The organism is Streptococcus sp. CF8_St5-17 (assembly GCF_024295665.1).
Classification (GTDB): Bacteria; Bacillota; Bacilli; order Lactobacillales; family Streptococcaceae; genus Streptococcus.
The window spans coordinates 123610-149283 of record NZ_JANCOU010000001.1 but is presented as its reverse complement, the minus strand read 5'-3'; the positions used below and the strand labels follow the sequence as shown (position 1 = coordinate 149283).

Below are 25674 nucleotides of genomic sequence, written 5' to 3'. Positions count from 1 at the left end.
ATTAAGGATTATCAACAAGGAGGTAAATACCTTTGAGCGAAAATTCAAATGAAGAAAAGTTGAGCTTTAAAGATCAGATCTTGCGAGACTTAGAACGATTAAAGAAAGAGGAAAGTTTAACAGAACAAACAGATGACCTCTTTTCAAATTTGATGAACTCTTCTGATACAAAAACAGAAGAACGAGTAATAACTCCAGAAGAAGAGCTGATTGCTAATTCTGTTTCAACCGTTGAACAATTGATTGAGAATGCACCTGCTGTTCCTCCTCGTCCAGATCTTAAAGAGGAAGTTGCAGAGGAAGCTGTGGAAGAAGCATCAGTTGACTTATCTCAATCAATCTCAGATAAAGATGAAATTAATTCAATACCGACTAAGGTTTCAGTTTCCTACCGTACTCATGAAAAATCACATGAAGATAAAGGAACTGTAGGTTTTGCCACTAATCAGGAAGAATTAACAACTGGAAATGCTAATCAGAAAAATACTGAGGTAGATGAACTTCCTAAAAGAAGTCGTAGGGAGTCTGCGAAACCAGCCAAGAAAAAGAAAAAATCCCGCTTGAAAGGATTTTTAGTCACAGTATTGGTATTGCTGATTCTACTTGGTGCTGGTGGTTTCTTTGGACTTCGTTATGCTGAATCAGCCTTGCAACCAGTGGATCCAAGTTCTAAACAATATATGACTGTTCAGATTCCAGATGGATCTAATGCTCAAGAAATTGGTTCAACGTTAGAAAAATCTGGTGTCATTAAAAACGGTTTAGTCTTTACACTTTATGTTAAGTATAAAAACTATAATGAATTAAAATCTGGTTATTATAATCTTCAAAAGAGTATGAGCGTTGAAGATGTCATTAAAGAGTTGCAAAAAGGTGGGACACCTGAACCTCAAGAGGTTACACTTGCAAGCTTGACTATTCCAGAGGGATATACTTTAGAGCAAATTGCTCAAACTGTTGGCCAACTTCAAGGTAACTTTAAGGAAGCTTTGACAGCGGAAGCATTTTTGGCTAAAGTTCAAGATGAGAACTTTATTGCTCAAGAGGTAACCAAATATCCAAATCTTCTTGAAAGCTTACCTACAAAAGATAGTGGTGTTCGTTACCGTTTAGAAGGTTATCTTTTCCCTGCAACTTATACGATTAAAGAAAACACAACTGTTGAAAGTTTAATTGATGAAATGCTAGCTGCTATGGATAAAAATCTATCTAGTCACTATGCTACAATCAAAGAAAAGAACTTAACAGTAAATGAGCTCTTAACAATTGCCTCTCTTGTTGAGAAAGAAGGAGCAAAAACAGAGGATCGCAAGCTGATTGCTGGTGTATTTTATAATCGTTTGAACCTGGGTATGCCACTTCAAAGTAATATCGCTATCCTTTACGCAGAAGGTAAACTTGGTCAAAATATCAGTCTTGCTGATGATGCAGCTATTGATACTTCTATCGATTCACCGTACAATGATTATACAAAAGTAGGTCTTATGCCTGGGCCAGTTGATAGCCCTAGCTTGGATGCTATCGAATCAAGTATCAATCAGACAAAGAGTGACTATCTCTACTTTGTAGCCAATGTTCAAGATGGTAAAGTTTACTATGCAACAACGTTGGAAGAACATGATCGTAATGTTCAAGAACATATCAATAGTAAACTAAACCAATCAAATAGCACAAACTAAAATTATGTGGTTTTCCACATAATTTTGCTTTAAAGCATATATTTATTAATTCAATTAAAAGAAAGTTGAGAAAAATGGTAGAAAAAACTTATCCAATGACCTTGGAAGAAAAGGAAAAACTTGAAAAAGAATTAGAAGAATTGAAACTAGTACGTCGTCCAGAAGTTGTAGAACGTATCAAGATTGCTCGTTCATATGGTGATTTGTCAGAAAACAGTGAGTATGAAGCAGCTAAGGACGAGCAAGCCTTCGTTGAGGGACAAATCTCAAGTCTAGAGACTAAGATTCGTTACGCAGAAATCGTTAACAGCGATGCTGTTGCAAAAAATGAAGTTGCTATCGGAAAAACTGTAACAATCCAAGAAGTTGGAGAAGACGAAAAGGAAGTATACATTATCGTTGGTTCGGCTGGAGCAGATGCCTTTGCAGGAAAAGTATCAAATGAAAGCCCAATTGGTCAAGCATTGATTGGTAAGAAAAAAGGTGATGTTGTTACAATCGAAACACCTGCTGGAAGCTATGATGTTAAAATCTTAAAAGTTGAAAAAACCGTTTAATAGGAAAAAGGAAGGAGTAGATTTAGGGAAAGCGTTTCCTATTACTCCTTTTCTTAATTCTAAAAAATAAGGAGACTATATGAATTCAGAAAAAAAGCACAAAAAGAAAAGTAAAATGGAGCGTGGCTTAACCAATCGCCATGTTCAGGTTATGGCCATTGCCGGAACGATTGGTACGGGATTATTTCTTGGAGCTGGTCGGTCTATCAGTTTAACTGGACCTTCGATTGTCTTGGTCTATATGATTACAGGTGGCTTCATGTATCTCATGATGCGTGCTATCGGGGAAATGTTGTACCAGGATCCAGAGCAACACACCTTTATCAATTTTATTACTCGTTATCTAGGTAAGGGATGGGGCTATTTCTCGGTTTGGTCTTATTGGTTATCAGTAGTCTTTATTGGTATGGCAGAGATTACAGCTATTGCTCACTATGTTCAGTTTTGGTTTCCCTCTTGGCCATCTTGGTTGATTCAGGTTGTATTCCTAACAATTTTGGGCTTGGTCAATCTGATTGCTGTTAAAATCTTTGGTGAGGTAGAATTTTGGTTTGCCATGATTAAAATTGTGGCTATTCTCGCCATGATCGCGACAGGGATTTTTCTAGTCTTGACTGGCTTTGAAACTCCATATGGTTCAGCAAGTCTCGCCAATATTAGTGAGCAGTTCTCCCTTTTCCCAAATGGAGGGATGAACTTTGTCATGGCCTTTCAAATGGTTTTCTTTGCTTACTTGATGATTGAGTTTATCGGTGTTACAACATCTGAAACTAAGGATCCTAGAAAAGTCTTGCCTAAGGCTGTTAAGGAAATTCCCTTGCGAATTATCTTTTTCTATGGTGGGGCTCTCTTAGCCATCATGTCTATTATTCCTTGGCGTGAGCTTTCTGCGACAGATTCACCATTTGTAACGGTATTTGAACTTGTTGGTCTTAAGTGGGCGGCGGCCTTGATTAACTTTGTTGTCTTGACTTCCGCTGCGTCAGCCTTGAATTCAACTCTTTACTCAACAGGTCGTCACTTGTACCAAATTGCCCATGATTCACCAAATCGTTTCTTAAAAGCTATTAAGGCAGATACACTTTCACGCCACAACGTTCCTCAGAATGCTATCATTGCTTCTGCTGTCTTGATTGGTTTTGCAGCCTTCATCAATGTACTTCCTGGCGTATCAGATGCCTTTGCTTTGATTACAGCATCTTCATCAGGTGTTTATATCGCCATCTACATCTTGATCATGGTAGCTCATCTCAAGTATCGCAAGTCTAAAGACTTTATGGTAGATGGCTATCTCATGCCTCAATATCGCTTGCTAAATCCTCTGACCATGCTCTTCTTTATCTTTGTATTTGGAACGCTCTTCTTACAAGAATCAACCGTAATGGGAGCTAGAGGTTCAGCTATCTGGATTATCGCTTTTGGTATTTATAGCCAATGGAAATTTAGAAAATAAGTCATAAGCTCATCAACTCAGGTTGGTGAGTTTTTTAGTTTGACAGTCTATCTAAATATGGTTATAATCATGCTATAAGTGTATTTAGGAGGTTTTATGCAGGTAAGATTGGAAAATACAGAGTCTCAGAAATCGCAAATAATAGGAGACTTGATTCGCTCTTATAATCGTTCCAAAAGAGAAGCTGCTGAAAGCGAGCCACTTAATATTTATGTCGAAGATGATAGCGGTGAACTCATGGCTGGTTTAGTAGGAGAGACTTTTGGAAACTGGCTAGAAATCGAATATTTGTTTGTAAAAGAAGACATACGAGGACAAGGAATTGGCTCCCAACTATTGCAGCAAGCAGAAAGTGAAGCTAAGAAGAGAAACTGTCGCTTTGCTTTTGTAAATACTTATCAGTTTCAAGCGCCTGCCTTTTATCAGAAGTATGGCTACAAGGAAGTTTTTACTTTGAAAGACTATCCCTATACTGGACAAAGGCACTATTATCAAAAAGATTTGTAAACAGACATTGGACGCTTAAAGAGATCGTTCACATAATGATGGAGGTAGGTTGATGGATATCATACTGGATATGGGTAATGTTCTACTGGAATGGAACAAGGATAAGATTTTGAAAGCTGTAGCTAAAACTCAGAAAGATTATCTAATTTTAGACAAGGCTATTTTCCAGTCGGGGCTCTGGGAAAGATTGGACTTAGGGACTTTGACTCGAGAAGAATTGGTTGATAAGGTTCTTTCCCTATTAGGAGATTGCTATCAGAAAAAGGTTGAAGAAGTCATTTGGAACTGGCCTGCCTATATCGATATTTACACGGAAGTCTTTCCGCTTCTTGCACGTTTAAAGGAAAATGGCCATCGTATTTTTGTCCTATCTAATACCTCACCAGTTTTTTATGAATTATTGAAAAATCAACTAGCACCTCTAGCAAAGATTTTAGATGGGTTTGTTCTTTCTTGTGATATTAAGGTCATCAAACCTGATCGAAAAATGTTTGAGGAAATCCTCAGTAAATATGAGTTGGATCCAGCAAATTGTGTCTTTCTTGATGATTTAGCAGATAACACTAAGATGGCTGAAAGCCTAGGAATCAAAGCCTATCAAGTAAAACAAAGAAGTGACCTTGTAGATATTTTGAAAAAATTTGAATAAGCAGAGAACTCTCTATCATGTAAGTGGTAGAGTTTTTTGTTAAAAAAATCGCACAAAATGACAGATATATATTGCATAATGTAAAATATATGATATAATAATGTTGAAAAAAGAAGCGCGACTTTTAAAATTAAGGCGGAGGTTACAAGTGGCTAAGAATTTAAAATTAAAACTAGCTCGAGTAGAGCTTGATATGACACAAGGTGACTTGGCAGAAGCTGTCGGGGTTACGCGCCAGACTATCGGCTTGATAGAAGCTGGAAAGTACAATCCCTCGCTTTCGCTTTGCCAGTCTATTTGCAGATGCTTAGGGAAAACTTTAGACCAATTATTTTGGGAGGAAGAAGATGAAAAATAGATTTTATTATTACCAATTATTAGACGAAAGAGAAGAGCAACAACTTCATAAAGCTGGTGCAGAGAGTTTTTATATTTCTATCGGATTGTTGTTTCTAGCTTATTTCATAGCAGTGTTAGCACCAAGCCTTTTTAATCCTAGCATGCTTCTCGCTATTATTATCATAGGGAATTTTTACTTTATCAATCGTGCTAGAAGTCTAGGTGTGACTTACTATAGTCGTTTTCATTTTACAATTTTAGGTTGCCTATTATTAACTCTAGTGATTACAGCTACCTTGATGCTACAGAACTATCAGTTCAATATCGAAATTTATCAGCACAACCCTCTACATCTTAAATACATTTTTGCTTGGGTATTTACTTATGTCTTTTATCTCCCTTGGGTATTTATTGGAAACTTAGGTTTGAAAAGTTATGGTGAATGGGCTCAGAAGAAGTATGAAAAAGATATGGATAAGCTCGAGAGCATGGAATAGCTTGTTAGCTTTTTATCAATATCGAGAAAATGTGTTATAATAGTACTAGTTTATGAGAAAAGAAGAAACATTTTCATCTTTTTACAAATAGGGAAGAAGGACAGTATATGTACCCAGATGATAGTTTAACTTTGCACACTGATTTGTATCAAATTAACATGATGCAAGTTTACTTCGACCAAGGCATTCATAATAAGAAAGCAGTTTTTGAAGTTTATTTCCGCCAACAACCTTTCAAAAACGGTTATGCTGTATTTGCAGGTTTGGAACGAATTGTGAACTACTTAGAAAACCTGCGCTTTTCTGAGAGCGATATTGCTTATTTGGAATCACTTGGTTATCATGGCGCCTTCTTGGAATATCTCCGTAATCTCAAGTTGGAATTGACTGTACGTTCTGCTCAAGAAGGGGACTTGGTATTTGCCAATGAACCGATTGTTCAAGTGGAAGGTCCTTTGGCTCAGTGTCAATTGGTTGAAACAGCTCTCTTGAACATCGTCAACTTTCAAACCTTGATTGCGACTAAGGCGGCTCGTATTCGTTCAGTCATTGATGATGAACCTTTGATGGAATTCGGAACACGTCGTGCGCAAGAAATGGATGCGGCTATCTGGGGGACTCGTGCGGCTGTTATTGGTGGTGCCAATGGAACTAGTAATGTACGTGCAGGTAAGCTCTTTGGTATTCCGGTTTTAGGAACTCATGCTCATGCTTTAGTTCAAGTTTATGGAAATGACTATCAGGCTTTCAAGGCTTATGCCTCAACGCACAAAAATTGTGTCTTTCTAGTAGATACCTACGATACTCTTCGCATCGGTGTTCCAGCAGCGATTCAGGTTGCGCGTGAACTTGGTGACAAGATTAATTTCCTTGGTGTCCGCATTGACTCTGGAGATATTGCCTATATTTCTAAAAAAGTTCGTCAACAACTGGATGAAGCAGGATTTACGGATGCTAAGATCTATGCATCCAATGATCTTGATGAAAATACCATCCTTAATCTCAAGATGCAAAAAGCTAAGATTGACGTCTGGGGTGTAGGTACTAAACTCATCACTGCTTATGACCAACCAGCACTTGGAGCAGTTTACAAGGTTGTTGCTATTGAAGACGAGAATGGTCATATGCGCAATACCATTAAACTTTCAAACAATGCTGAGAAAGTTTCAACACCAGGTAAGAAACAAGTTTGGCGCATCACCAGTCGTGAAAAAGGCAAATCAGAAGGCGATTACATTACCTATGATGGTGTCGATGTTGCTAGCATGACTGAAATCAAGATGTTCCATCCAACCTATACTTATATCAAGAAAACTGTCCGTAATTTTGATGCTGTTCCTCTCTTGGTAGACATTTTCAAGGAAGGTAAGCTAGTTTATGACTTACCAAGTCTGCCTGAAATTCAAGCCTATGCTCGTAAGGAATTTGATAAGCTCTGGGATGAATACAAACGCGTACTGAACCCACAACATTATCCTGTGGACTTGGCTCGTGACGTATGGCAAGACAAGATGGACTTGATTGATAAGATGCGTAAGGAAGCTCTAGGCGAAGGAGAAGAAGAATGAGTTTGCAAGAAACCATTATCCAGCAACTAGGTGTAAAACCAGTGATTGACGCCCAGGAAGAAATCCGTCGTTCGATTGACTTTTTAAAACGATATTTAAAGAAGCATCCCTTCTTAAAAACTTTTGTGTTAGGCATTTCTGGAGGTCAAGACTCGACCTTAGCAGGACGCTTGGCTCAACTAGCCATGGAAGAAATGCGAGCAGAAACAGGTGATGATAGCTATAAATTTATAGCAGTTCGTTTGCCTTATGGAGTACAAGCTGATGAAGCAGATGCCCAAAAAGCCCTAGCTTTTATCCAGCCAGATGTGAGCTTAGTAGTGAATATCAAGGAATCTGCTGATGCTATGACAGTAGCAGTCGAAGCAACAGGAAGTGTAGTTTCCGATTTTAACAAAGGAAATATCAAGGCTCGTAGCCGTATGATTGCCCAATATGCCCTTGCAGGTGCTCATAGCGGAGCTGTTATCGGGACAGACCATGCTGCGGAAAATATCACAGGTTTCTTTACCAAGTTTGGTGACGGTGGTGCAGATATTCTCCCACTCTATCGCCTCAATAAACGCCAAGGAAAACAACTCTTGAAAGAACTTGGAGCTGATCCAGCCCTCTATGAAAAAGTTCCAACAGCAGACTTAGAAGAAGAAAAACCAGGTATTGCAGACGAAGTAGCCTTGGGAGTTACTTACAATGAAATTGATGATTATCTCGAAGGTAAACAAGTAAGCCCAGAAGCCCAAGCAACCATTGAAAAATGGTGGTACAAAGGCCAACACAAACGCCATCTACCAATCACAGTGTTTGATAAGTTTTGGGAGTAAAAAAGTCCGGGGGACTTTTTTAGCCCGAGCCTGAAAATAGAAAAGCGAGGCAGGTCCGGGGGACTTTTTTAGCCCGAGCCTGAAAATAGAAAAGCGAGGCAGGTCCGGGGGACTTTTTTAGCCCGAGCCTGAAAATACAAAAGCGAAGAAGGTCCGGAGGACCTTTTTCGCTTTATAACTTGAAATAGGAGACTGAGATATGTCAATGCAAGTTTGAAGCCATCCATAAAATAGAAAGAGAGTTACCATTATGAGAGCAGTAGGGACACAAACTATTGAGACAAAACGTTTGATATTAAGGAGATTTGTGGAAACTGATGCTCAAGCCATGTTTGATAATTGGGCTTCACGCTCAGAGAATCTGACCTATGTGACTTGGGATCCTCACCTGAATGTCGAACAGACTCGAAATTCTATTGGCAATTGGGTAAAATCCTATGACAATCCAAATTACTACAAATGGGCTATTTGTCTCAAAGAAAATCCACCCCAGGTCATCGGAGATATTAGTCTTGTCAGTGTGCATGAAGAAAACTCTAGCTGTGAGATCGGATATATCTTAGGGATGGACTACTGGGGACGAGGAATCATGACAGAAGCCTTGAAGGCAATTTTATCATACTGTCTAGATGAGATTGGATTTGAAGAGGTTGATGCTTGCTATGTAAGTCTAAACCCAGCATCAGGGCGTGTTATGGAAAAGGCGGGTATGACTTTTTGGAAGACGATTCCAAATGCAGTTGAACGAAAAGGTTATATTGCTGATAAAATTTATTATCAAATCAAAAAATAAGATGGAAAAGTTTAGCTTTTCCATCTTATTTTTTATAAAATACTTTTTAATCAAAATAAAGCAAATCTTTGCTGGTACTTGTAAAGAGGTCAAAGCCGTCTTTGGTCACAACACCACAGTCTTCAATACGGACACCGACTTTACCAGGGATGTAGATGCCGGGTTCAACTGAGAAGCACATACCCTCTTCGATAACCATGTCGTTTCCTTCCATGATTGAAGGGAATTCGTGTACATCCATACCGATACCATGACCGAGACGATGGTTGAAGTACTCACCGTAGCCAGCTTTTTCGATCACTTCACGAGCTGCGCGGTCTACTTCATGAGCTGTCACACCAGGTTTGATAAAGTCAAGGGCAGCTTGTTGGGCTTCAAGAGTCAAGTTGTAAATATCTTTCTTGAATTGATCAGGTTTACCGACAGCGACTGTACGAGTCATATCTGATGCATAACCATTGACCATTACACCGAGATCAAAGAGGAGAAGGGCGTTATTTTCAACCTTGTTGGCCCCAGGAATACCGTGTGGATTTGCAGCGTTATCACCTGTCAAAACCATAGTATCAAAACTCATTTCATAGCCTTCGCGTTTCATGGCAAAATCAATCTGTGCAATGATATTTGTTTCAGTATTGTCAAGAGAGATATTGTCAAAACCGACTTTGACAGACTTGTCTGCATAGACACCTGCTACCATCATCTTTTGCACTTCGTCAGCTGACTTAATCAAGCGCATACGCTGGATTAGTGGAGTTAAGTTTTCAAATTCCGCAGTTTCAAAGACAGATTTTAAACCGTGGTATTTAGTCAAGATGAGGTTATCAAACTCAACTGCAACACGTTTGAAATCAAGATGTGGCAAGGCGTTTTGGATTTTCTTCCAAGGGTTTTCAGAGTCCACATAACCAACAACTGGGAATGAGACAGTGCTGCTTGCACGCTCAACCTCAAGGGCTGGAACGAAGAGAAGTGGTTCTTGATTTCCAAGGACAAAGAGGAACATTTGGCGTTCGTGTGGATCACTGTAAAAGCCAGTGAGGTAATTAATTGTGACGGGGTCAGATACGACAGCGACGTCTAGCTTTTCTGATTCAAGATAAGTTAAGATTTGTTGTAATTTAGACATATGCTACCTTCTTTCTACCCCTCTATTTTTGCAAAAATTAGTAGAAAATGCAAGGGAGAAGGGGAAATGAAGGTAAAAAAAATTCCAACAGCTAATAGCATGTTGGAATAGAAAGATTAGTTGAATTCTGCCTTGCTTTTCACATCGCTGTATTCTTCAGCTACTTCTTGGCTGAGGATATCTTCATAAGCTGGAAGGACAATGCTCTGACCATATTTTTTCTTGAGTGCAGTAGTGACCAAGCGATAGGCTAGATTTGCATTACGGGATAAAATAGGTCCGTGGAAATAAGAACCGAAAACATTTTTATAGTGAACGCCTTCACCGATTTTTTCTTCGTTGTTTCCATTTCCGTAAACGACCTGACCGAGTGGTTTTTGGTCATCTGAGAGGAAGGTACGGCCTTGGTGGTTCTCAAAACCATAGTAGATTTCATCAAATTCTTCGTTATGAATTTTAATATCACCGATAAAGCGGTTGTTAGTTTGATTGAGAGTGTAGTGTCCCATGACACCTAGGCCTTCGATACGTCTTCCAGAAGCTTCGATATAGTATTGACCCAATAGTTGGAAGCCACCGCAGATAGCAAGGACAACACCATCATTTTGGATAAAGTTATCGATACTTTCTTTTTTAGCAGGTAAATCACCAGCAATGATACTTTGTTCAAAGTCTTGGCCACCACCGAAAAAGGCGATATCGTAATGATTTTCATCGAAATCATCATGAAGTGAAACGATGTCAACTGTTACATGGGCACCAAGCTTTTCAGCTACGTACTTAAGCATAAGAATATTCCCATTATCTCCGTAGGTGTTCATGAGGTTACCATAGAGGTGGGCGATATTTAGCTGGTAAGGATAGTTGCCGTCTTTTGAGGAAAGTGAAGTATAAACCATTAGTTCATCTCCTTTCTAACAAGCTGACGATTGGATAGTAATTCTCGGAATTCCAGCATGGCCGTATAAGTCGCAAGGATATAAGCATGCTTGCAGTCTTGAGCTTCAATCGTTTTAAGAACTTGTTCCAGACTGCTTGTTTCAGTGATTTTATCAGCTGGATAACCAGTTACTCGAAGACGACGAGCAATTTCAGAATGACGAACGCCACCGGCGTTGATTTCTGGGATATCCATCTCAGTAATTTGTTCAAAATCAGCATCCCAAATCCAGCTGGTATCAATTCCGTCTGCATAGTTGGCATTTAGGAGAACAGAAAGGCTAAACGGATAAGGAGCTAATTTTATCATCTCAATAGCTTGGGTAGCACCAACAGGATTCTTGATGAGAACCAGCGTGCACTCCTTATCACCGATATGGAAGGTCTCCTGGCGACCGAATACAGCGCGACTCTTGTCAAATCCTTGCTTAATCAGTTGAGAATCCGCTCCAAGGTAACGAGCAATAGCGACTGCAGCGAGAGCATTATAGATATTATAAAGCCCACCGATTTGGATACCGTATTCCTGACCATCGATAACAAAGCGGGAACGATTGTTGGTCAGCTCAACCAATTCTGTCAGACGATAGTCTAAGTCAAGACGTTTACATCCACAGTTTTCGCAGATATATGCTCCTAAGTTGGCATAAGTATTAAGCTCATATTTCAAAATACTTTGACAGTCTGGGCAGAGAATACCTTCAGTATTGTAGTGAGCAAGTTTTGCTGGACCTTTTTCCAAATCAAAACCAAAATACTGAACAGGATTTGGAATTGCAGGCTTGTAGAAAAGTGGACTGTCACCGTTAAGGAGGACAGTAGCAGTAGGAACTTTTCGAATAGCGTCCAAAATCATGTTGTAGGTCGTATAAATCTCTCCGTAGCGGTCCATTTGGTCACGGAAGATATTGGTAATGACAAAAAGACTTGGTTGGATGTAGTCACAGATGTGTGAGAGACTAGCTTCATCGATTTCAAGCACTGCAACATTTTTTCCAATTTTTGACGATTTTGCAGTCAAGAAAGTCGTTGTAATCCCTGTTATCATGTTGGCACCACTTGGATTAGTTAAAACTTGACCATAAATTTCCTTTAGGATACCGACAGTGAGAGCGGTTGTCAAGGTTTTCCCATTGGTACCAGTTACCACTACAATTTCGTAGTTCTTTGCTAAATGTTGTAAAATATCTTTATCAAATTGAAGGGCGAGTTTTCCAGGAAGCGTACTTCCACGGCCAAGACGGCTCAAAATAAAGTGAGAAGAACGCCCAGCAAGAAGGCCCAAAGTAGTTTTAAATTTCATGTTTCTATTATATCATAAAAGACGGAAAAGATAGAATTGAGATTTTGGATAAGAAAAAACAACCCTAGGAGGGTTGTTTTTCATAAGTTTATCTTAGCTTAAATCGCAAACAAGTCATTCAAGTTTTCAGCCAAGGTTGGGTGAGTGAAGATTTGTTTTGTGAAGTAAGTGTATGGAATCTTGTTGTCCATAGCAACAGTGATGATGTTGATGATTTCTTGTGAACCTTCTGAGAAGATAGTTGCACCGAGAATTTCTTTGGTTTCTGTATTGACAACTGCTTTGAAGGCACCACGAAGATCTCCATTTACATGGCCACGAGGCATAGCAGCAACAGGGATTTCCTTAACAGCGTATGGAAGTTTCAAATCAGCTGCTTGGCTTTCAGTTAAACCAACTTGTGAAAGTGCAGGAGTGATGAAGAGGGTGTTTGGTACATTGAGACGATCCTCAAGTGTGTAGCTACCATCACCAGCAAGATAGCTGTAGACAACACGGAAGTCATCTAGAGAAATGTAGGTGAATTGAAGTCCACCGTTGACATCTCCAACTGCAAAGACACCTGGAACGTTTGTTTGGCAGTGTTTGTCGACTTTGATAGCGCCACGTTCAGTTAGTTCGATATCTGTATTTTCAAGATGAAGTGGTTCTACATTTGGCTTACGACCAGTTGCGTAGAGAAGCGCGTCGAAACGGTATGTTTCATTCTCGGTCACGACAAGCACTTGGTCACCGTCGTTTTTGATTTCTGTAGTGCGGACATTTTGAAGGAGTTCAATTCCATCTTCTTCCAAGTATTGTTTGGCAAGAGCAGCGATAGAAGGTTCTGCGCGTGGTAGGAAAGTATCCAAAGCATCTAGGACTGTAACCTTGCTTCCAAGTTTGTTGTAGAGACTGGCAAATTCAAGGCCGATATTTCCTCCACCAAGTACACCAAGTTTTTCTGGTAATTGTTCTAAGTTTTGGATACCTGTTGAGTCAAAGACGTTCTTGCTTATAGCAAGGCCTGGAATTGGCAATACGTTTGAAATAGCACCAGTGTTGATAACGATTGTTTCAGCAGTCAGTTCTTGTTTTTCATCTCCAGCTTGAATTTCAATAACCTTGTTTGAGACAAAGTGTGCTTCAGCATCAAAGATATCTACACCTGTACCAGCTACAGTAGCATAATTTTTTCCATTGAGGCGTGTAGTAACCGTATTTTTAGTAGCCATGACCTGATCAAATGAAAGGTTCTTTTCAGCTGCAACTAGCAAAGTTTTTGTTGGGATACAACCGATGTTGATACAAGTTCCACCGTACATAGCTTTGCTACGTTCGATAAGGGCAACTTTTTTACCAGCTGAGGCTAGTTTCCCAGCAAGCGTCTTACCAGCCTTACCAAATCCAATGACAATTAAATCGTATGTTAACATTTTTAAATCCTCCTGTTTGATTTTCATTCTAGCACAAGAAAAAAACTTTTGCACAAATCTGCTACGGGAAAAAATATCCAAACAAAATAGTCTCGAGAATGCTTTTGGGAATTGAGCTCATAAGATAGAAAAATCGTTTACATGATTTAATCAGGTGGTTAGACTATCTTTTGCCCCGGTCTTGTGTTATACTAGATAAGTTGCAAAAAAGCAGTACTTTTCTTTAGTGGAAAAGAAGCAACACGGTCTTTCATAAAAGGTATGAAAGTACGTCATGACAAGAAAAGTATAAACTAAGCGCTATAGGATGGCTTCGCACCATCTTTAGAAAGAAGAATAACGTGAAATTTAATGAATTTAATCTTTCTGCGGATTTGTTAGCAGAAATCGAAAAAGCAGGATTTGTAGAAGCAAGTCCGATTCAAGAGCAAACCATTCCTTTGGCTCTTGAAGGGAAAGATGTTATCGGACAAGCTCAAACCGGTACAGGGAAAACTGCAGCCTTTGGCTTGCCAACCCTTGAAAAAATTCGTACAGAAGAAGGAACCATTCAAGCTTTGGTCATTGCACCAACCCGTGAACTAGCTGTACAAAGTCAGGAAGAACTCTTCCGCTTTGGTCGAAGCAAGGGTGTAAAAGTCCGTTCTGTTTATGGTGGTTCAAGTATCGAAAAACAAATCAAGGCACTTAAATCAGGAGCTCATATCGTAGTTGGAACGCCTGGTCGTCTTCTAGACTTGATCAAACGCAAGGCCTTGAAACTACAGGACATTGAAACTCTTATCCTTGACGAAGCAGATGAAATGCTTAACATGGGCTTCCTTGAGGATATTGAAGCCATCATCTCTCGTGTCCCAGAAAATCGTCAAACCTTACTCTTTTCAGCAACTATGCCAGATGCCATCAAACGTATCGGAGTTCAGTTTATGAAAGAACCTGAGCATGTGAAGATTGCTGCTAAGGAATTAACAACTGAATTGGTTGACCAATACTATATCCGAGTTAAAGAACAAGAAAAATTTGATACCATGACTCGTCTCATGGACGTGGAGCAACCTGAACTTGCGATTGTATTTGGTCGTACCAAACGCCGTGTAGATGAGTTGACTCGTGGTCTGAAGATCCGTGGTTTCCGTGCGGAAGGTATTCATGGAGACCTTGACCAAAACAAACGTCTTCGTGTCCTTCGTGATTTTAAAAATGGGAATCTTGATGTCCTTGTTGCAACAGATGTTGCTGCACGTGGATTGGATATCTCAGGTGTGACCCATGTCTACAACTATGATATTCCTCAAGATCCTGAGAGTTATGTTCACCGTATCGGTCGTACAGGTCGTGCTGGTAAGTCAGGTCAATCCATCACTTTTGTTGCACCAAATGAGATGGGTTATCTCCAAATTATCGAGAACTTGACTAAGAAACGCATGAAAGGCCTCAAGCCTGCAAGTGCAGAAGAAGCCTTCCAAGCTAAGAAACAGGTTGCACTCAAGAAAATTGAACGTGACTTTGCTGATGAAGCTATTCGTGGAAACTTTGATAAATTCGCAAAAGATGCCCGTAAATTGGCAGCCGAATTCAGCCCAGAAGAATTGGCCATGTACATCCTTAGCTTAACGGTTCAGGATCCAGATAGTCTTCCAGAAGTTGAAATTGCACGTGAGAAACCATTACCATTCAAACCATCTGGTGGTGGATTTGGAGCAAAAGGCAAGTCTGGTCGTGGTGGCCGTCGTGGTGACGACCGTCGAGATCGTGATCGCCGTGGCAATGGTCGTCGTGATGATTTCAAAAAAGGCAGTCGCAAGAACGACCGCTTTGAGAAGGAAAAACGTTACCGTAAGGATAATAAAAATCCACGTAATACTTCAAGCGAGAAGAAGACAGGCTTTGTGATTCGTAACAAAGGAGATAAATAACAAAAAAAGCGGTTCACTGTGGTGGATCGCTTTTATATATAAGGAGACCAAAAGTCAAGAAAATAATCATACGAGAAGTTTGTATTTATAAATTTGTTATCTTGTAATATTATCTTATCAAAAATGTAGGAAGCTGTCAATAAGAAAATAATAAAAAATAGGTAAAATTTTCGAATACACTTGAATTGCAATTCAATAAACAATTTTCAGATAATTGTTGAAGTAGTCAGAATTTTGTGATATAATGAAAGCGATTATATGCGAGGTAAAAAATGGTACATTTATTAGAAAAAACAAGAAAAATTACATCGATCCTAAAGCGTTCTGAGGAGAAATTACAAGATGATCTTCCCTACAACGCAATCACGCGTCAATTGGCTGATATCATTGATTGCAATGCCTGCATTTTGAATAGTAAAGGACGCCTCTTGGGATACTTTATGCGCTACAAGACCAATAATGACCGTGTAGAGCAATTTTTCCAATCAAAAATTTTCCCTGATGAATATATTCAAGCAGCAAACATGATTTATGATACGGAGTATAACCTTCCAGTTGAACATGATTTGACTATTTTTCCGACTGAAAGTCGTTCAGATTTTCCAGATGGTTTGACAACAATTGCTCCAATCCATGTCTCTGGTATTCGCTTGGGTTCTTTGATTATTTGGCGTAATGATAAAAAGTTTGAAGAAGATGATTTGATTCTTGTTGAGATTGCCAGTACAGTAGTAGGAATTCAACTCTTGAACTTCCAACGCGAGGAAGATGAGAAAAATATTCGTCGTCGTACAGCTGTCACTATGGCGGTTAACACTCTTTCATACTCTGAATTGCGAGCAGTATCAGCTATTTTAGGAGAACTAAATGGTAATGAAGGTCAATTGACAGCTTCTATCATTGCAGATCGTATCGGTATTACACGTTCGGTGATTGTCAATGCACTGCGTAAACTCGAATCAGCAGGGATTATTGAAAGTCGTTCTCTTGGTATGAAAGGAACTTATCTCAAAGTTCTAATCCCAGATATTTTTGAAGAAGTGAAAAAGAGGGACTATTAATGGCTAAGGCACTAATTTCTATTGATTATACAGAAGATTTTGTAGCGGATCATGGGAAACTGACTGCGGGTGTTCCAGCTCAAGCAATATCTGATGATATATATGGGGTGACCCAAAAGGCTTTTGAACGTGGAGATTATATCTTTTTTACAATCGATGCCCATGAAGAAAATGATGTTTTTCATCCTGAAAGTAAACTCTTCCCGCCACATAACATTATTGGGACTAGTGGACGAAATTTGTATGGCAAGTTAGCCGACTTCTATCAGGAGCATGCTGATGAAAGTCGTGTTTTCTGGATGGACAAGCGTCACTATTCAGCTTTTTCTGGCACTGATTTGGATATCCGTCTCAGAGAGCGTAAAGTGGATACTGTCATTTTGACGGGAGTTCTTACAGATATTTGTGTCTTGCATACGGCGATTGATGCTTATAATCTTGGTTATCAGATAGAAGTTGTGAAACCAGCAGTAGCATCCATTTGGCCTGAAAATCATGCCTTTGCACTTGGACATTTTAAGAATACACTTGGTGCAAAATTGGTTGATGAAAATTTGCTTGAAATTACAGAATAATACATTTCAAGATGAAAAAATCTGAAAAAAGTCTTGACATTTTTTTTCAAAGTTGATATACTAGTAAAGTAATCGACGCGGGGATGGCGGAATTGGCAGACGCGCAGGACTAAGGATCCTGTGACCGCTTTAGGTCGTGAGGGTTCAAGTCCCTCTCTCCGCATAGTAGATGAGCTAGCTTCGGCTAGCTTTTTATTTTTCGTAAAAAAGAGCAAATATATTTTTGCTCTTTTTTTCTTATTTCATAAACATTTCATATTTGAATATTATAATGGATTTACAAATATGGAGGTGCTATATGAATCCCACTCAAAGAGCTTGGGCTTACGTCAGCAGAAAACGACTGAGAAGTCTCATATTATTCCTGATTCTATTTGTCTTATTGGCTGGAATATCGGCTTGTTTGACGCTCATGAAGTCAAACAAAACAGTAGAAAATAATCTCTATCGTTCATTGAATACATCTTTTTCTATTAAAAGAATAGAAGCAGATCAGACCTTTCAACTGTCTCAACTAGATGAGCTTAAAAAGATAAAGGGCCTTGAGAAGATTTCACCTGAGTTAGAAACAATAGCCAAGTTAACTGACAAAGAAGTCGTTACTGGAGAACAAAGTATCCAAAGGGATGATTTGACAGAGGCTGAAAAAAATCTTATCAGTTTGATTGCTTTGGAAGATTCTTCCAAGGATGTTTCTTTTACAAGTTCCGCTTTTACCCTTAAAGAAGGAAGACATATCCAAAAAGGGGATCGAAAAAAAATCTTAATCCACGAAGATTTAGCCAAGAAAAACAATCTAAAAGTAGGAGAGAAGATTAGCTTAAACCCTGCTCAAGTAGAAGGAAATAGTGGACAAAGGCTAGATTATGAAATCGTAGGTGTTTTCTCAGGTCAGAAGCAAGAGAAATTTACCGGTCTATCATCAGATTTTAGTGAAAATACGGTCTATACAGACTACGAAAGTAGCCAAACTCTTCTTGGAAATAAGGAAGCTCAAGTTACTGCCGCTCGTCTCTATCTAGAAAATCCAAAAGATATGGATAGTATCATTCAAGAGGTTGAAAAATTATCTCTGGAAAACCAAGGTTACCAAGTGGAAAAGGAAAACAAGGCCTTTGAACAAATCAAGGATTCAGTTTCGACCTTCCAAACCTTCCTACAAATTTTCCTCTATGGCATTATGATTGCTGGTGTAGGAGCTCTGGTCTTGGTCTTGTCCCTTTGGTTACGAGAGCGAGTCTACGAGGTTGGTATTTTATTGGCGCTAGGAAAAGGAAAAATAGCAATCTTTAGCCAATTCTGCCTAGAAGTCATCATAGTTTCATTGGCAGCTATTCTGCCAGCATTAGTGGCTGGGAATGCTATTACTTCCTATCTCTTGAAGACTGTACTAGCAAGTGGCGATCAAGCTGCATTACAAGATACGCTAGCAAAAGCAACTAATCTTTCAACCAGTATCCTATCATTTGGAGAATCTTATGTCTTTCTACTTGTGATTAGCTGCTTGTCAGTTGCACTTTGTTTCCTATTTTTATTTAGAAAATCACCGAAAGAAATTTTATCATCCATCAGTTAATAAAGGAGAAATCATGACTTTACTACAATTACAAGATCTTACTTATCGTTACAAAAACACTGCAGAAGCAGTATTATATAAAATCAATTACGATTTTGAACCAGGCAAGTTTTATAGTATTATTGGAGAATCAGGAGCAGGGAAATCGACACTCTTATCACTATTAGCAGGGCTTGATAGCCCAGTCGAAGGTGCTATTAAGTTTGAGGGAAAAGACATTCGTGAACAAGGTTATTCTTATCACCGTATGCACCATATCTCGCTAGTTTTCCAAAACTATAACTTGATTGATTATCTTTCTCCATTGGAAAATATCCGCTTGGTCAATAAAAAGGCCAGCAAGGATACCCTTCTTGAACTTGGTTTAGATGAAAGTCAGATCAAGCGGAATGTTCTCCAATTATCAGGTGGACAGCAACAACGGGTTGCCATTGCTCGTAGTCTTGTATCTGAGGCGCCAGTAATTTTAGCAGATGAACCAACAGGAAACTTGGATCCTAAGACTGCTGGAGATATTATTGACCTGCTCAAATCTCTCGCTGAGAAAACAGGTAAGTGTGTGATCGTTGTGACCCACAGCAAGGAAGTAGCACAGGCGTCAGATATTACACTTGAATTGAAGGATAAGAAACTGACTGAAATAAGAACAAACAGTAACTAAAACTTTTAAACATATTAAAAACTGAAGTAAATCTAGAAAGGAATCTTATGTTACACAATGCATTTGCCTATGTCACAAGAAAATTTTTCAAGTCGCTTGTGATCTTTCTTATCATTCTCTTGATGGCTAGTTTGAGTTTGGTCGGCTTGTCTATCAAGGGAGCGACAGCCAAGGCTTCTCAAGAAACCTTTAAAAATATCACCAATAGTTTTTCCATGCAAATCAACCGTAGGGTCAACCAAGGAACTCCACGTGGTGCTGGGAATATCAAGGGTGAAGATATCAAAAAAATTACCGAGAATAAGGCCATTGAATCCTACATCAAACGAATTAATGCTATCGGTGATTTGACAGGCTATGAACTGATTGAAACGCCTGAAACCAAGAAAAATCTAACTGGAGATCGAGCTCAACGTTTTGGAAGTAGCTTGATGATAACAGGAGTTAATGATTCGGCTAAAGAAGACAAGTTTGTGTCAGGCTCTTACAAATTGGTCGAAGGAGAACATTTAACAAACGATGACAAATACCAAATTCTCATGCACAAAGACTTGGCTGCTAAACATGGCTGGAAAGTAGGGGATAAGGTCAAACTGAACTCCAATATCTACGATGCAGATAATGAAAAAGGAGCCAACGAAACAGTAGAAGTAACGATCAAAGGACTTTTTGATGGGCACAACAAATCTGCTGTAACCTATTCACAAGAACTTTATGAAAATACAGCAATCACAGATATTCACACAGCAGCCCAACTCTATGGTTATACAGAAGATACAGCTATTTATGGAGATGCTACCTTCTTTGTAGCTGGAGATAAGAACCTAGATACTGTCATGCAAGAAATAGGGTCTATCAACGGCATCAACTGGAAGATGTATAGCTTGATTAAGAGTTCATCTAACTATCCTGCCCTTGAACAATCTATCTCAGGCATGTACAAGATGGCTAATCTACTCTTCTGGGGTAGCTTGAGCTTCTCTGTTCTTCTACTTGCTCTCTTACTGACACTATGGATTAACGCCCGTCGTAAAGAAGTTGGAATTCTCCTTTCAATTGGTCTAAAACAAGCAAGTATTCTAGGACAATTTATCACAGAAGCAGTTATGATTGCAATTCCAGCACTAATTTCAGCTTATTTTCTAGCCAACTACACTGCTCGTGCCATTGGAAATACAGTGCTTGCAAATGTCACATCAGATGTGGCTAAACAGGCAAGTAAGGCAGCCCAAGCCTCTAATCTTGGTGGTGGTGCAGAAGTCGACGGCTTTAGCAAGACACTTTCAAGTCTGGATATTTCCATTCAACCTACTGACTTTGCCATCATCTTTGTACTTGGCTTAGTTCTTGTAGTATTAGTTATGGCACTTGCTTCAAGCAATCTCCTCTTTAAACAACCAAAAGAACTCTTGTTGGATAGTGAATAAAAAACCTGCTACCTATTCTCACTCAAATGAGATATAATATAGGTAGCATTTTTGATAGAAAAGGATTTATATGAAAATTCTAATTGTAGAAGATGAAGACATGATCCGTGAGGGAATTAGTGATTATTTGACGGATTGTGGCTATGAAACCATTCAGGCAGCAGATGGCCTTGAGGCCTTAGAACAATTTTCCAATCACCAAGTTGCCTTGGTTCTCTTAGATATTCAAATGCCGAAACTCAATGGTTTAGAGGTTTTGTCAGAAATCCGTAAAAGCAGCCAAGTTCCGGTCTTGATGTTGACAGCCTTTCAGGATGAGGAGTATAAGATGAGTGCCTTTTCTGCATTAGCAGATGGTTATTTGGAAAAGCCTTTTTCCCTATCTTTGTTAAAAGTACGAGTGGATGCTATTTTCAAACGTTATTATGATGTAAGTCGTATCTTTACCTATAGAGACACCGAGGTAGACTTTGACAGCTATAGCGCCAAAGTAGCTGGTCAAGAAGTTGCAGTGAATGCAAAAGAGCTGGAAATTTTAGACTATCTGGTTAAAAATGAAGGTCGAGCCTTAACACGGTCGCAGATTATCGATGCTGTATGGAAGATGACAGATGAGGTTCCTTTTGACAGAGTGATCGATGTCTATATCAAGGAACTACGGAAAAAATTGGATTTAGACTGTATTTTTACCGTGCGCAATGTTGGTTATAAATTGGAGAGAAAATGAGACGTTCAGGTTTATTTAAAAAGATTTTTGTCTATACCTTCTCGGTATTTTCTACCTTGGTCATTTGTTTGCATTTGGCTATCTATTTCCTTTTTCCTCCGATCTATCTCAGTCATCGTCAGGAAAGTGTTGGGCAGAAGGCCACAGAAATTGCACAATCCCTTCAAGGAAAGGATAGTCAAGCCATTCAGGAAGTTCTTGAACTCTATTCTCAAAGCAGTGATATTAAGGGAGCCATTAAGGGAGAGATGACCCCAGATAAGTTGGAGGTCAATGACAATCTTCCTATTGATAAACAAAGACAAACAGCCTCCTTGGTTATTGAGGAAAGAGAAATTGAGACCAAGGATGGTCAGACTATGACCTTGCAGTTTTTAGCTTCTATGGATTTGCAAAAAGAAGCAGAAGAAATCAGTCTTCAGTTTTTGCCTTATACTTTATTGGCGTCGTTCATCATTTCGCTCCTCATCGCCTTTATCTATGCTAGAACCATTGTGGCTCCTATTTTGGAAATCAAACGAGTGACTCGACGGATGATGGATTTGGATGCAGAGGTGAGGTTGCGCGTGGATTCTAAGGATGAAATTGGCGATCTTAAAGAACAAATCAATAGCCTTTATCAGCATCTCTTAAATGTTATTGCGGATTTGCATGACAAGAACGAGGCCATCCTCCAACTGGAAAAGATGAAGGTTGAGTTTTTGCGAGGAGCTTCTCACGAACTGAAAACACCTCTTGCGAGTCTGAAGATTCTTTTAGAAAATATGCAAGCCAATATTGGGCGCTATAAAGATAGAGACCATTATCTAGGAGTTTCTCTAGGAATTGTAGATGATTTGAGTCACCACGTTCAGCAAATCTTATCCCTTTCTTCAGTGCAAGAATTGCGAGATAAAAAGGAAAAAATCAACCTTCTTGAAATGACAGGTTTTCTCTTAAAGGATTATGATTTATTAGCCAAAGAGAGGGAAATCTCAGTTGTGAATCAACTCACAGACCAACAAACTTATCTAAATCCTTCGGTACTCAAGCTGATTCTTTCCAATCTTATCAGTAATGCTGTGAAACACTCTGTTCAGGGTGGTTATCTAAAAATTGGGACAGAAGATGGCTGGGTTTTCATTGAGAACGCCTGTACACCTGAGGAGCAAGATAAGTTTGAACAATCCTTTACGGTTTCTAGTCGACAAAGTAAGGGAGCTGGCTTGGGACTATTCGTAGTTAAAAGTTTATTGGAAAACGAAGAAATTGACTATCGATTTGAACGCTATGAAGACCACTTAGCCTTTTATATGAACCTACCTAAAGACCTGTAAGATTAGGACTTTGAGGAGGGTTACATATTTTTAGATAGAAGAAATTCAATCTAAACTACAGGAAAAACTAGCTTTTTTTGTCAAAAAGTGATAAAATGAACAATGTAAATGGGATATCCCATAAAAATATACAGGAGGCCTGATAAAATGGCAATCGTTTCAGCAGAAAAATTTGTCCAAGCAGCTCGTGACAATGGTTATGCAGTTGGTGGATTTAACACAAACAACCTTGAGTGGACTCAAGCTATCTTGCGTGCAGCAGAAGCTAAAAAAGCTCCAGTTTTGATCCAAACTTCAATGGGTGCTGCTAAATACATGGGTGGTTACAAAGTTGCTCGCAACTTGATCGCTAACCTTGTAGAATCAATGGGTATCACTGTACCAGTAGCTATCCACCTTGACCACGGTCACTACGAAGATGCACTTGAGTGTATTCAAGTTGGTTATACTTCAGTTATGTTTGATGGTTCACACCTTCCAGTTGAAGAAAACCTTGAAAAAGCTCGTAAAGTTGTAGAATTTGCTCACGCAAATGGTGTATCAGTAGAAGCTGAAGTTGGAACTATCGGTGGTGAAGAAGACGGTATCATCGGTGACGGTGAATTGGCACCAATCGAAGACGCTAAAGCAATGGTTGCTACAGGAATCGACTTCTTGGCTGCAGGTATCGGTAACATCCACGGTCCTTACCCTGCAAACTGGAAAGGTCTTCACCTTGACCACTTGCAAAAATTGACTGAAGCTGTACCAGGATTCCCAATCGTATTGCACGGTGGATCAGGTATTCCTGACGACCAAATCCAAGCAGCTATCAAACTTGGTGTTGCTAAAGTTAACGTTAACACTGAATGCCAAATCGCATTCGCTAACGCAACTCGTAAATTTGCTCGTGACTACGAAGCAAACGAAGCAGAATACGATAAGAAGAAACTCTTCGACCCACGTAAATTCTTGGCTGACGGTGTAAAAGCTATCCAAGCATCAGTTGAAGAACGTATCGACGTATTCGGTTCAGAAGGTAAAGCTTAATCTAGCTGAACAATACAAAATGAAACCCGCCTTTGAAGGTGGGTTTTTTGTTTCTGGATATATACAGATTATACAGGAAAATTCTTAAACTTAAGTTGCTAAAAGAGTCTAATTTTTGTACAATAATGCTATGAAAATACTGAAAAAATCAGCCCTTGTCCTTCTTAGTTTCCTTATCTTGTTTTTAGTAGGGACATTTATCTTTCATCGTATCAGCTTAGAAAAGGAACAAGCCTCTCTAACTCCTATGGGTAAAACTGTTCTCGTTAATGGGCACAAAATCAATGTCTACGTTGAGGGGGATGGTCCAGAGACAATAGTGTTTCTATCTGGTGCTGGAATTGCTTCTCCAATATTGGACTTTAAGAATGTGTCGGATTCCTTATCAAAAAAATATAAGGTAGTCATCATGGAGCGGGCTGGCTATGGTTATAGCGAGGATAGTAATCAATCCAGAGACGTGATGGAAGTTTTGTCTGAGACACGTCAAGCTCTATCACAAGCAAATATATCAGGACCTTTTATCATTCTGTCTCATTCCATGGCTAGTCTCGAAAGTCTGGCTTGGCAGGAAAAGTATCCTGATGAGGTGAAAGCCTTGGTTGGTCTGGATTGGGCGTTACCAGCTAGTTATGAGGATTTAAAGGATAATCAGACCTTGCTTACTGTGGCTTATTGGAGCAGTAAGATTGGCTTATTACGCTATTTTCCTGAGTCCTTTTATATAAAAAATCCAACTCTGACTGAAAGTGAACGACAACAATATAAATTACTGGCTTATAAGCAGTTAATCTCACAAGCCATGCTTCATGAATCCCGTTTGGTAAAGGAAAATGCCAAGAAAGTTCCCTCTAGCATCAATCCGAAAATTCCCACCTTATTACTAGTGTCTAACGGTGAAGGCACGACCTTTAGCCAATCAGAATGGCAGCATTATGCAGAGAGATTTGCTAGTGGTCAGTCTAATGTTCAAGTCATCTATATGGATGCGCCTCACGACCTCTATCATTATCAAAATAATGAACTTGTTTCTCGAATTGAAGAATTTTTAACAGAGTAACTGTGATTTAGAAAGTTATTTTGAACTGATGCCAATAATTGAGAGGTGACATTTTATGAAGAACACTTATATTGTACTTAGACATGCTCATTCAAGATTCTCGAGTGATGATTTTAATAGAACATTGTCGGAAAAAGGATTTTCTTCTCTTGAACAGTTGGAGTTTTTAAATGCTTGTAAAATAGATTACTTTATTTCAAGCCCTTATAAGCGAGCTTTTGAGACCGTTAATAGTTCTCCCATTCGATTTGATAAGATAGTGCTTGATAATCGTCTACGTGAAAGAAAATTATCCTCAAAATTTATTGAAGATTCTGAGTTTGAAGAAACAATTCAATATTTATGGCAAAATCCAGATAAATCTCTCATTGGAGGCGAGTCCAATCGAGAAGCATTAAATAGAATTTTAGATTTATTTGCGGACTTGGAAGAAAGGTATTCAGATAAAACCATTTTACTGAGTTCTCATGGAAATTTGCTAGGAATCTTAATCAATCATTTTGATTCAAGTTTTGATTATAAAAAATGGGAACAGATGACCTTTCCAGATTGCTTTCTAGTGGACAAAGATGAGAGTGTGAAAAGAATTATGCCAGATACTTTTAGGTAATCATTTAGCTCACTCTATGTGATTTTTATTTTCTGTTATTGTAAATAGAATAGAAGGGAAGATAGCC

Annotated in this window: 25 protein-coding genes and 1 tRNA gene; 22 read left to right on the top strand and 4 right to left on the bottom strand. The window is 39.1% G+C overall.

Annotated features, from left to right (window positions below; genetic code table 11):
* Positions 1-32 precede the first annotated feature (32 nt).
* From mltG to NMM19_RS00660, 10 genes are all read left to right on the top strand, one after another.
* Positions 33-1679, top strand: a complete 1647-nt coding sequence (gene mltG, locus NMM19_RS00705) for an endolytic transglycosylase MltG (protein ID WP_178895228.1) — start codon at positions 33-35, stop codon at positions 1677-1679.
* Between the two features lie 74 nt (positions 1680-1753).
* On the top strand, positions 1754-2236 hold the full coding sequence (greA, locus tag NMM19_RS00700; RefSeq protein WP_006154262.1) for a transcription elongation factor GreA: 483 nt from the start codon (positions 1754-1756) through the stop codon (positions 2234-2236).
* A 79-nt stretch (positions 2237-2315) separates the two neighbouring features.
* Positions 2316-3689 (top strand): amino acid permease, encoded by a 1374-nt coding sequence (locus NMM19_RS00695; protein ID WP_178895227.1) that lies wholly within the window; start codon positions 2316-2318, stop codon positions 3687-3689.
* A gap of 96 nt (positions 3690-3785) precedes the next feature.
* On the top strand, positions 3786-4196 hold the full coding sequence (locus NMM19_RS00690) for a GNAT family N-acetyltransferase (RefSeq protein WP_178895225.1): 411 nt from the start codon (positions 3786-3788) through the stop codon (positions 4194-4196).
* A 52-nt stretch (positions 4197-4248) separates the two neighbouring features.
* On the top strand, positions 4249-4845 hold the full coding sequence (locus NMM19_RS00685) for an HAD family phosphatase (RefSeq protein WP_178895223.1): 597 nt from the start codon (positions 4249-4251) through the stop codon (positions 4843-4845).
* Between the two features lie 148 nt (positions 4846-4993).
* On the top strand, positions 4994-5203 hold the full coding sequence (locus NMM19_RS00680; RefSeq protein ID WP_001107501.1) for a helix-turn-helix transcriptional regulator: 210 nt from the start codon (positions 4994-4996) through the stop codon (positions 5201-5203).
* Positions 5193-5681, top strand: a complete 489-nt coding sequence (locus NMM19_RS00675; RefSeq protein ID WP_178895222.1) for a DUF6773 family protein — start codon at positions 5193-5195, stop codon at positions 5679-5681. The genes NMM19_RS00680 and NMM19_RS00675 overlap by 11 nt, the downstream gene beginning before the upstream one ends.
* Positions 5682-5788: 107 nt before the next feature.
* Positions 5789-7249, top strand: a complete 1461-nt coding sequence (locus NMM19_RS00670) for a nicotinate phosphoribosyltransferase (protein WP_178895220.1) — start codon at positions 5789-5791, stop codon at positions 7247-7249.
* On the top strand, positions 7246-8070 hold the full coding sequence (gene nadE / locus NMM19_RS00665; RefSeq protein ID WP_178895218.1) for an ammonia-dependent NAD(+) synthetase: 825 nt from the start codon (positions 7246-7248) through the stop codon (positions 8068-8070). The genes NMM19_RS00670 and nadE overlap by 4 nt, the downstream gene beginning before the upstream one ends.
* A 250-nt stretch (positions 8071-8320) precedes the next feature.
* Positions 8321-8863: a GNAT family N-acetyltransferase gene (locus NMM19_RS00660; RefSeq protein WP_178895216.1), complete on the top strand. Its 543-nt coding sequence runs from the start codon at positions 8321-8323 to the stop codon at positions 8861-8863.
* A 46-nt stretch (positions 8864-8909) separates the two neighbouring features.
* Here the strand turns inward: NMM19_RS00660 and NMM19_RS00655 are convergent, their stop codons facing one another.
* From NMM19_RS00655 to NMM19_RS00640, 4 genes are all read right to left on the bottom strand, one after another.
* Positions 8910-9992, bottom strand: coding sequence for a Xaa-Pro peptidase family protein (locus tag NMM19_RS00655; protein WP_178895215.1), 1083 nt, complete (start codon positions 9990-9992; stop codon positions 8910-8912).
* A 116-nt stretch (positions 9993-10108) separates the two neighbouring features.
* Positions 10109-10891: a lipid II isoglutaminyl synthase subunit GatD gene (gene gatD, locus NMM19_RS00650; protein WP_178895213.1), complete on the bottom strand. Its 783-nt coding sequence runs from the start codon at positions 10889-10891 to the stop codon at positions 10109-10111.
* Positions 10891-12234, bottom strand: a complete 1344-nt coding sequence (murT, locus tag NMM19_RS00645; RefSeq protein ID WP_178895212.1) for a lipid II isoglutaminyl synthase subunit MurT — start codon at positions 12232-12234, stop codon at positions 10891-10893. Before murT ends, gatD begins: the two co-directional genes overlap by 1 nt.
* A gap of 98 nt (positions 12235-12332) precedes the next feature.
* Entirely contained in the window at positions 12333-13649 is a 1317-nt protein-coding gene (locus NMM19_RS00640; protein WP_178895210.1) for an FAD-containing oxidoreductase, read from the bottom strand.
* Between the two features lie 341 nt (positions 13650-13990).
* Here NMM19_RS00640 and NMM19_RS00635 point away from each other — a divergent pair, with 341 nt between their 5' ends.
* The 12 genes from NMM19_RS00635 to NMM19_RS00580 all read left to right on the top strand — a co-directional run bounded on the left by NMM19_RS00635 (position 13991) and on the right by NMM19_RS00580 (position 25607).
* Positions 13991-15565 carry a DEAD/DEAH box helicase gene (locus tag NMM19_RS00635; protein WP_178895209.1) on the top strand — a complete coding sequence of 525 codons (1575 nt, stop codon included), beginning with the start codon at positions 13991-13993 and terminating at the stop codon, positions 15563-15565.
* A 272-nt stretch (positions 15566-15837) separates the two neighbouring features.
* Positions 15838-16626, top strand: a complete 789-nt coding sequence (codY, locus tag NMM19_RS00630) for a GTP-sensing pleiotropic transcriptional regulator CodY (protein ID WP_178895208.1) — start codon at positions 15838-15840, stop codon at positions 16624-16626.
* The gene (locus tag NMM19_RS00625; protein ID WP_178895207.1) at positions 16626-17201 is read left to right on the top strand and encodes a cysteine hydrolase family protein; all 576 of its coding nucleotides are present in this window, start codon (positions 16626-16628) and stop codon (positions 17199-17201) included. Before codY ends, NMM19_RS00625 begins: the two co-directional genes overlap by 1 nt.
* A gap of 77 nt (positions 17202-17278) precedes the next feature.
* Positions 17279-17364, top strand: a tRNA-Leu gene (locus NMM19_RS00620).
* A gap of 135 nt (positions 17365-17499) precedes the next feature.
* Positions 17500-18777 carry an ABC transporter permease gene (locus NMM19_RS00615; RefSeq protein ID WP_178895206.1) on the top strand — a complete coding sequence of 426 codons (1278 nt, stop codon included), beginning with the start codon at positions 17500-17502 and terminating at the stop codon, positions 18775-18777.
* A 13-nt stretch (positions 18778-18790) separates the two neighbouring features.
* The gene (gene vex2, locus NMM19_RS00610; protein WP_178895205.1) at positions 18791-19438 is read left to right on the top strand and encodes an ABC transporter ATP-binding subunit Vex2; all 648 of its coding nucleotides are present in this window, start codon (positions 18791-18793) and stop codon (positions 19436-19438) included.
* Between the two features lie 47 nt (positions 19439-19485).
* On the top strand, positions 19486-20865 hold the full coding sequence (gene vex3, locus NMM19_RS00605; protein WP_178895204.1) for an ABC transporter permease subunit Vex3: 1380 nt from the start codon (positions 19486-19488) through the stop codon (positions 20863-20865).
* A 70-nt stretch (positions 20866-20935) separates the two neighbouring features.
* A complete protein-coding gene (locus NMM19_RS00600) occupies positions 20936-21592 on the top strand; it encodes a response regulator transcription factor (RefSeq protein WP_178895203.1) in 657 nt (218 codons plus the stop codon).
* Entirely contained in the window at positions 21589-22908 is a 1320-nt protein-coding gene (gene vncS / locus NMM19_RS00595) for a sensor histidine kinase VncS (RefSeq protein ID WP_178895202.1), read from the top strand. The genes NMM19_RS00600 and vncS overlap by 4 nt, the downstream gene beginning before the upstream one ends.
* Before the next feature lie 147 nt (positions 22909-23055).
* Complete coding sequence (locus tag NMM19_RS00590; RefSeq protein ID WP_001019005.1) at positions 23056-23937, top strand: class II fructose-bisphosphate aldolase; 882 nt, start codon at positions 23056-23058, stop codon at positions 23935-23937.
* Positions 23938-24067: 130 nt separating this feature from the next.
* Positions 24068-24997 (top strand): alpha/beta fold hydrolase, encoded by a 930-nt coding sequence (locus tag NMM19_RS00585; RefSeq protein ID WP_178895201.1) that lies wholly within the window; start codon positions 24068-24070, stop codon positions 24995-24997.
* A 55-nt stretch (positions 24998-25052) separates the two neighbouring features.
* Entirely contained in the window at positions 25053-25607 is a 555-nt protein-coding gene (locus NMM19_RS00580) for a histidine phosphatase family protein (protein WP_178895200.1), read from the top strand.
* The last annotated feature ends 67 nt before the right edge of the window (positions 25608-25674 follow it).

Coding starts and splice junctions, on each gene's coding strand:
- nadE (WP_178895218.1), top strand. CDS start 7,246: ATGAGTTTGCAAGAAACCATTATCCAGCAACTAGGTGTAAAACCAGTG.
- NMM19_RS00615 (WP_178895206.1), top strand. CDS start 17,500: ATGAATCCCACTCAAAGAGCTTGGGCTTACGTCAGCAGAAAACGACTG.
- NMM19_RS00690 (WP_178895225.1), top strand. CDS start 3,786: ATGCAGGTAAGATTGGAAAATACAGAGTCTCAGAAATCGCAAATAATA.
- NMM19_RS00585 (WP_178895201.1), top strand. CDS start 24,068: ATGAAAATACTGAAAAAATCAGCCCTTGTCCTTCTTAGTTTCCTTATC.
- NMM19_RS00580 (WP_178895200.1), top strand. CDS start 25,053: ATGAAGAACACTTATATTGTACTTAGACATGCTCATTCAAGATTCTCG.
- codY (WP_178895208.1), top strand. CDS start 15,838: ATGGTACATTTATTAGAAAAAACAAGAAAAATTACATCGATCCTAAAG.
- murT (WP_178895212.1), bottom strand. CDS start 12,234: ATGAAATTTAAAACTACTTTGGGCCTTCTTGCTGGGCGTTCTTCTCAC.
- NMM19_RS00660 (WP_178895216.1), top strand. CDS start 8,321: ATGAGAGCAGTAGGGACACAAACTATTGAGACAAAACGTTTGATATTA.
- NMM19_RS00685 (WP_178895223.1), top strand. CDS start 4,249: ATGGATATCATACTGGATATGGGTAATGTTCTACTGGAATGGAACAAG.
- NMM19_RS00625 (WP_178895207.1), top strand. CDS start 16,626: ATGGCTAAGGCACTAATTTCTATTGATTATACAGAAGATTTTGTAGCG.
- gatD (WP_178895213.1), bottom strand. CDS start 10,891: ATGGTTTATACTTCACTTTCCTCAAAAGACGGCAACTATCCTTACCAG.
- greA (WP_006154262.1), top strand. CDS start 1,754: ATGGTAGAAAAAACTTATCCAATGACCTTGGAAGAAAAGGAAAAACTT.
- NMM19_RS00655 (WP_178895215.1), bottom strand. CDS start 9,992: ATGTCTAAATTACAACAAATCTTAACTTATCTTGAATCAGAAAAGCTA.
- NMM19_RS00600 (WP_178895203.1), top strand. CDS start 20,936: ATGAAAATTCTAATTGTAGAAGATGAAGACATGATCCGTGAGGGAATT.
- vex3 (WP_178895204.1), top strand. CDS start 19,486: ATGTTACACAATGCATTTGCCTATGTCACAAGAAAATTTTTCAAGTCG.
- NMM19_RS00640 (WP_178895210.1), bottom strand. CDS start 13,649: ATGTTAACATACGATTTAATTGTCATTGGATTTGGTAAGGCTGGTAAG.
- vncS (WP_178895202.1), top strand. CDS start 21,589: ATGAGACGTTCAGGTTTATTTAAAAAGATTTTTGTCTATACCTTCTCG.
- vex2 (WP_178895205.1), top strand. CDS start 18,791: ATGACTTTACTACAATTACAAGATCTTACTTATCGTTACAAAAACACT.
- NMM19_RS00590 (WP_001019005.1), top strand. CDS start 23,056: ATGGCAATCGTTTCAGCAGAAAAATTTGTCCAAGCAGCTCGTGACAAT.
- NMM19_RS00695 (WP_178895227.1), top strand. CDS start 2,316: ATGAATTCAGAAAAAAAGCACAAAAAGAAAAGTAAAATGGAGCGTGGC.
- NMM19_RS00675 (WP_178895222.1), top strand. CDS start 5,193: ATGAAAAATAGATTTTATTATTACCAATTATTAGACGAAAGAGAAGAG.
- NMM19_RS00670 (WP_178895220.1), top strand. CDS start 5,789: ATGTACCCAGATGATAGTTTAACTTTGCACACTGATTTGTATCAAATT.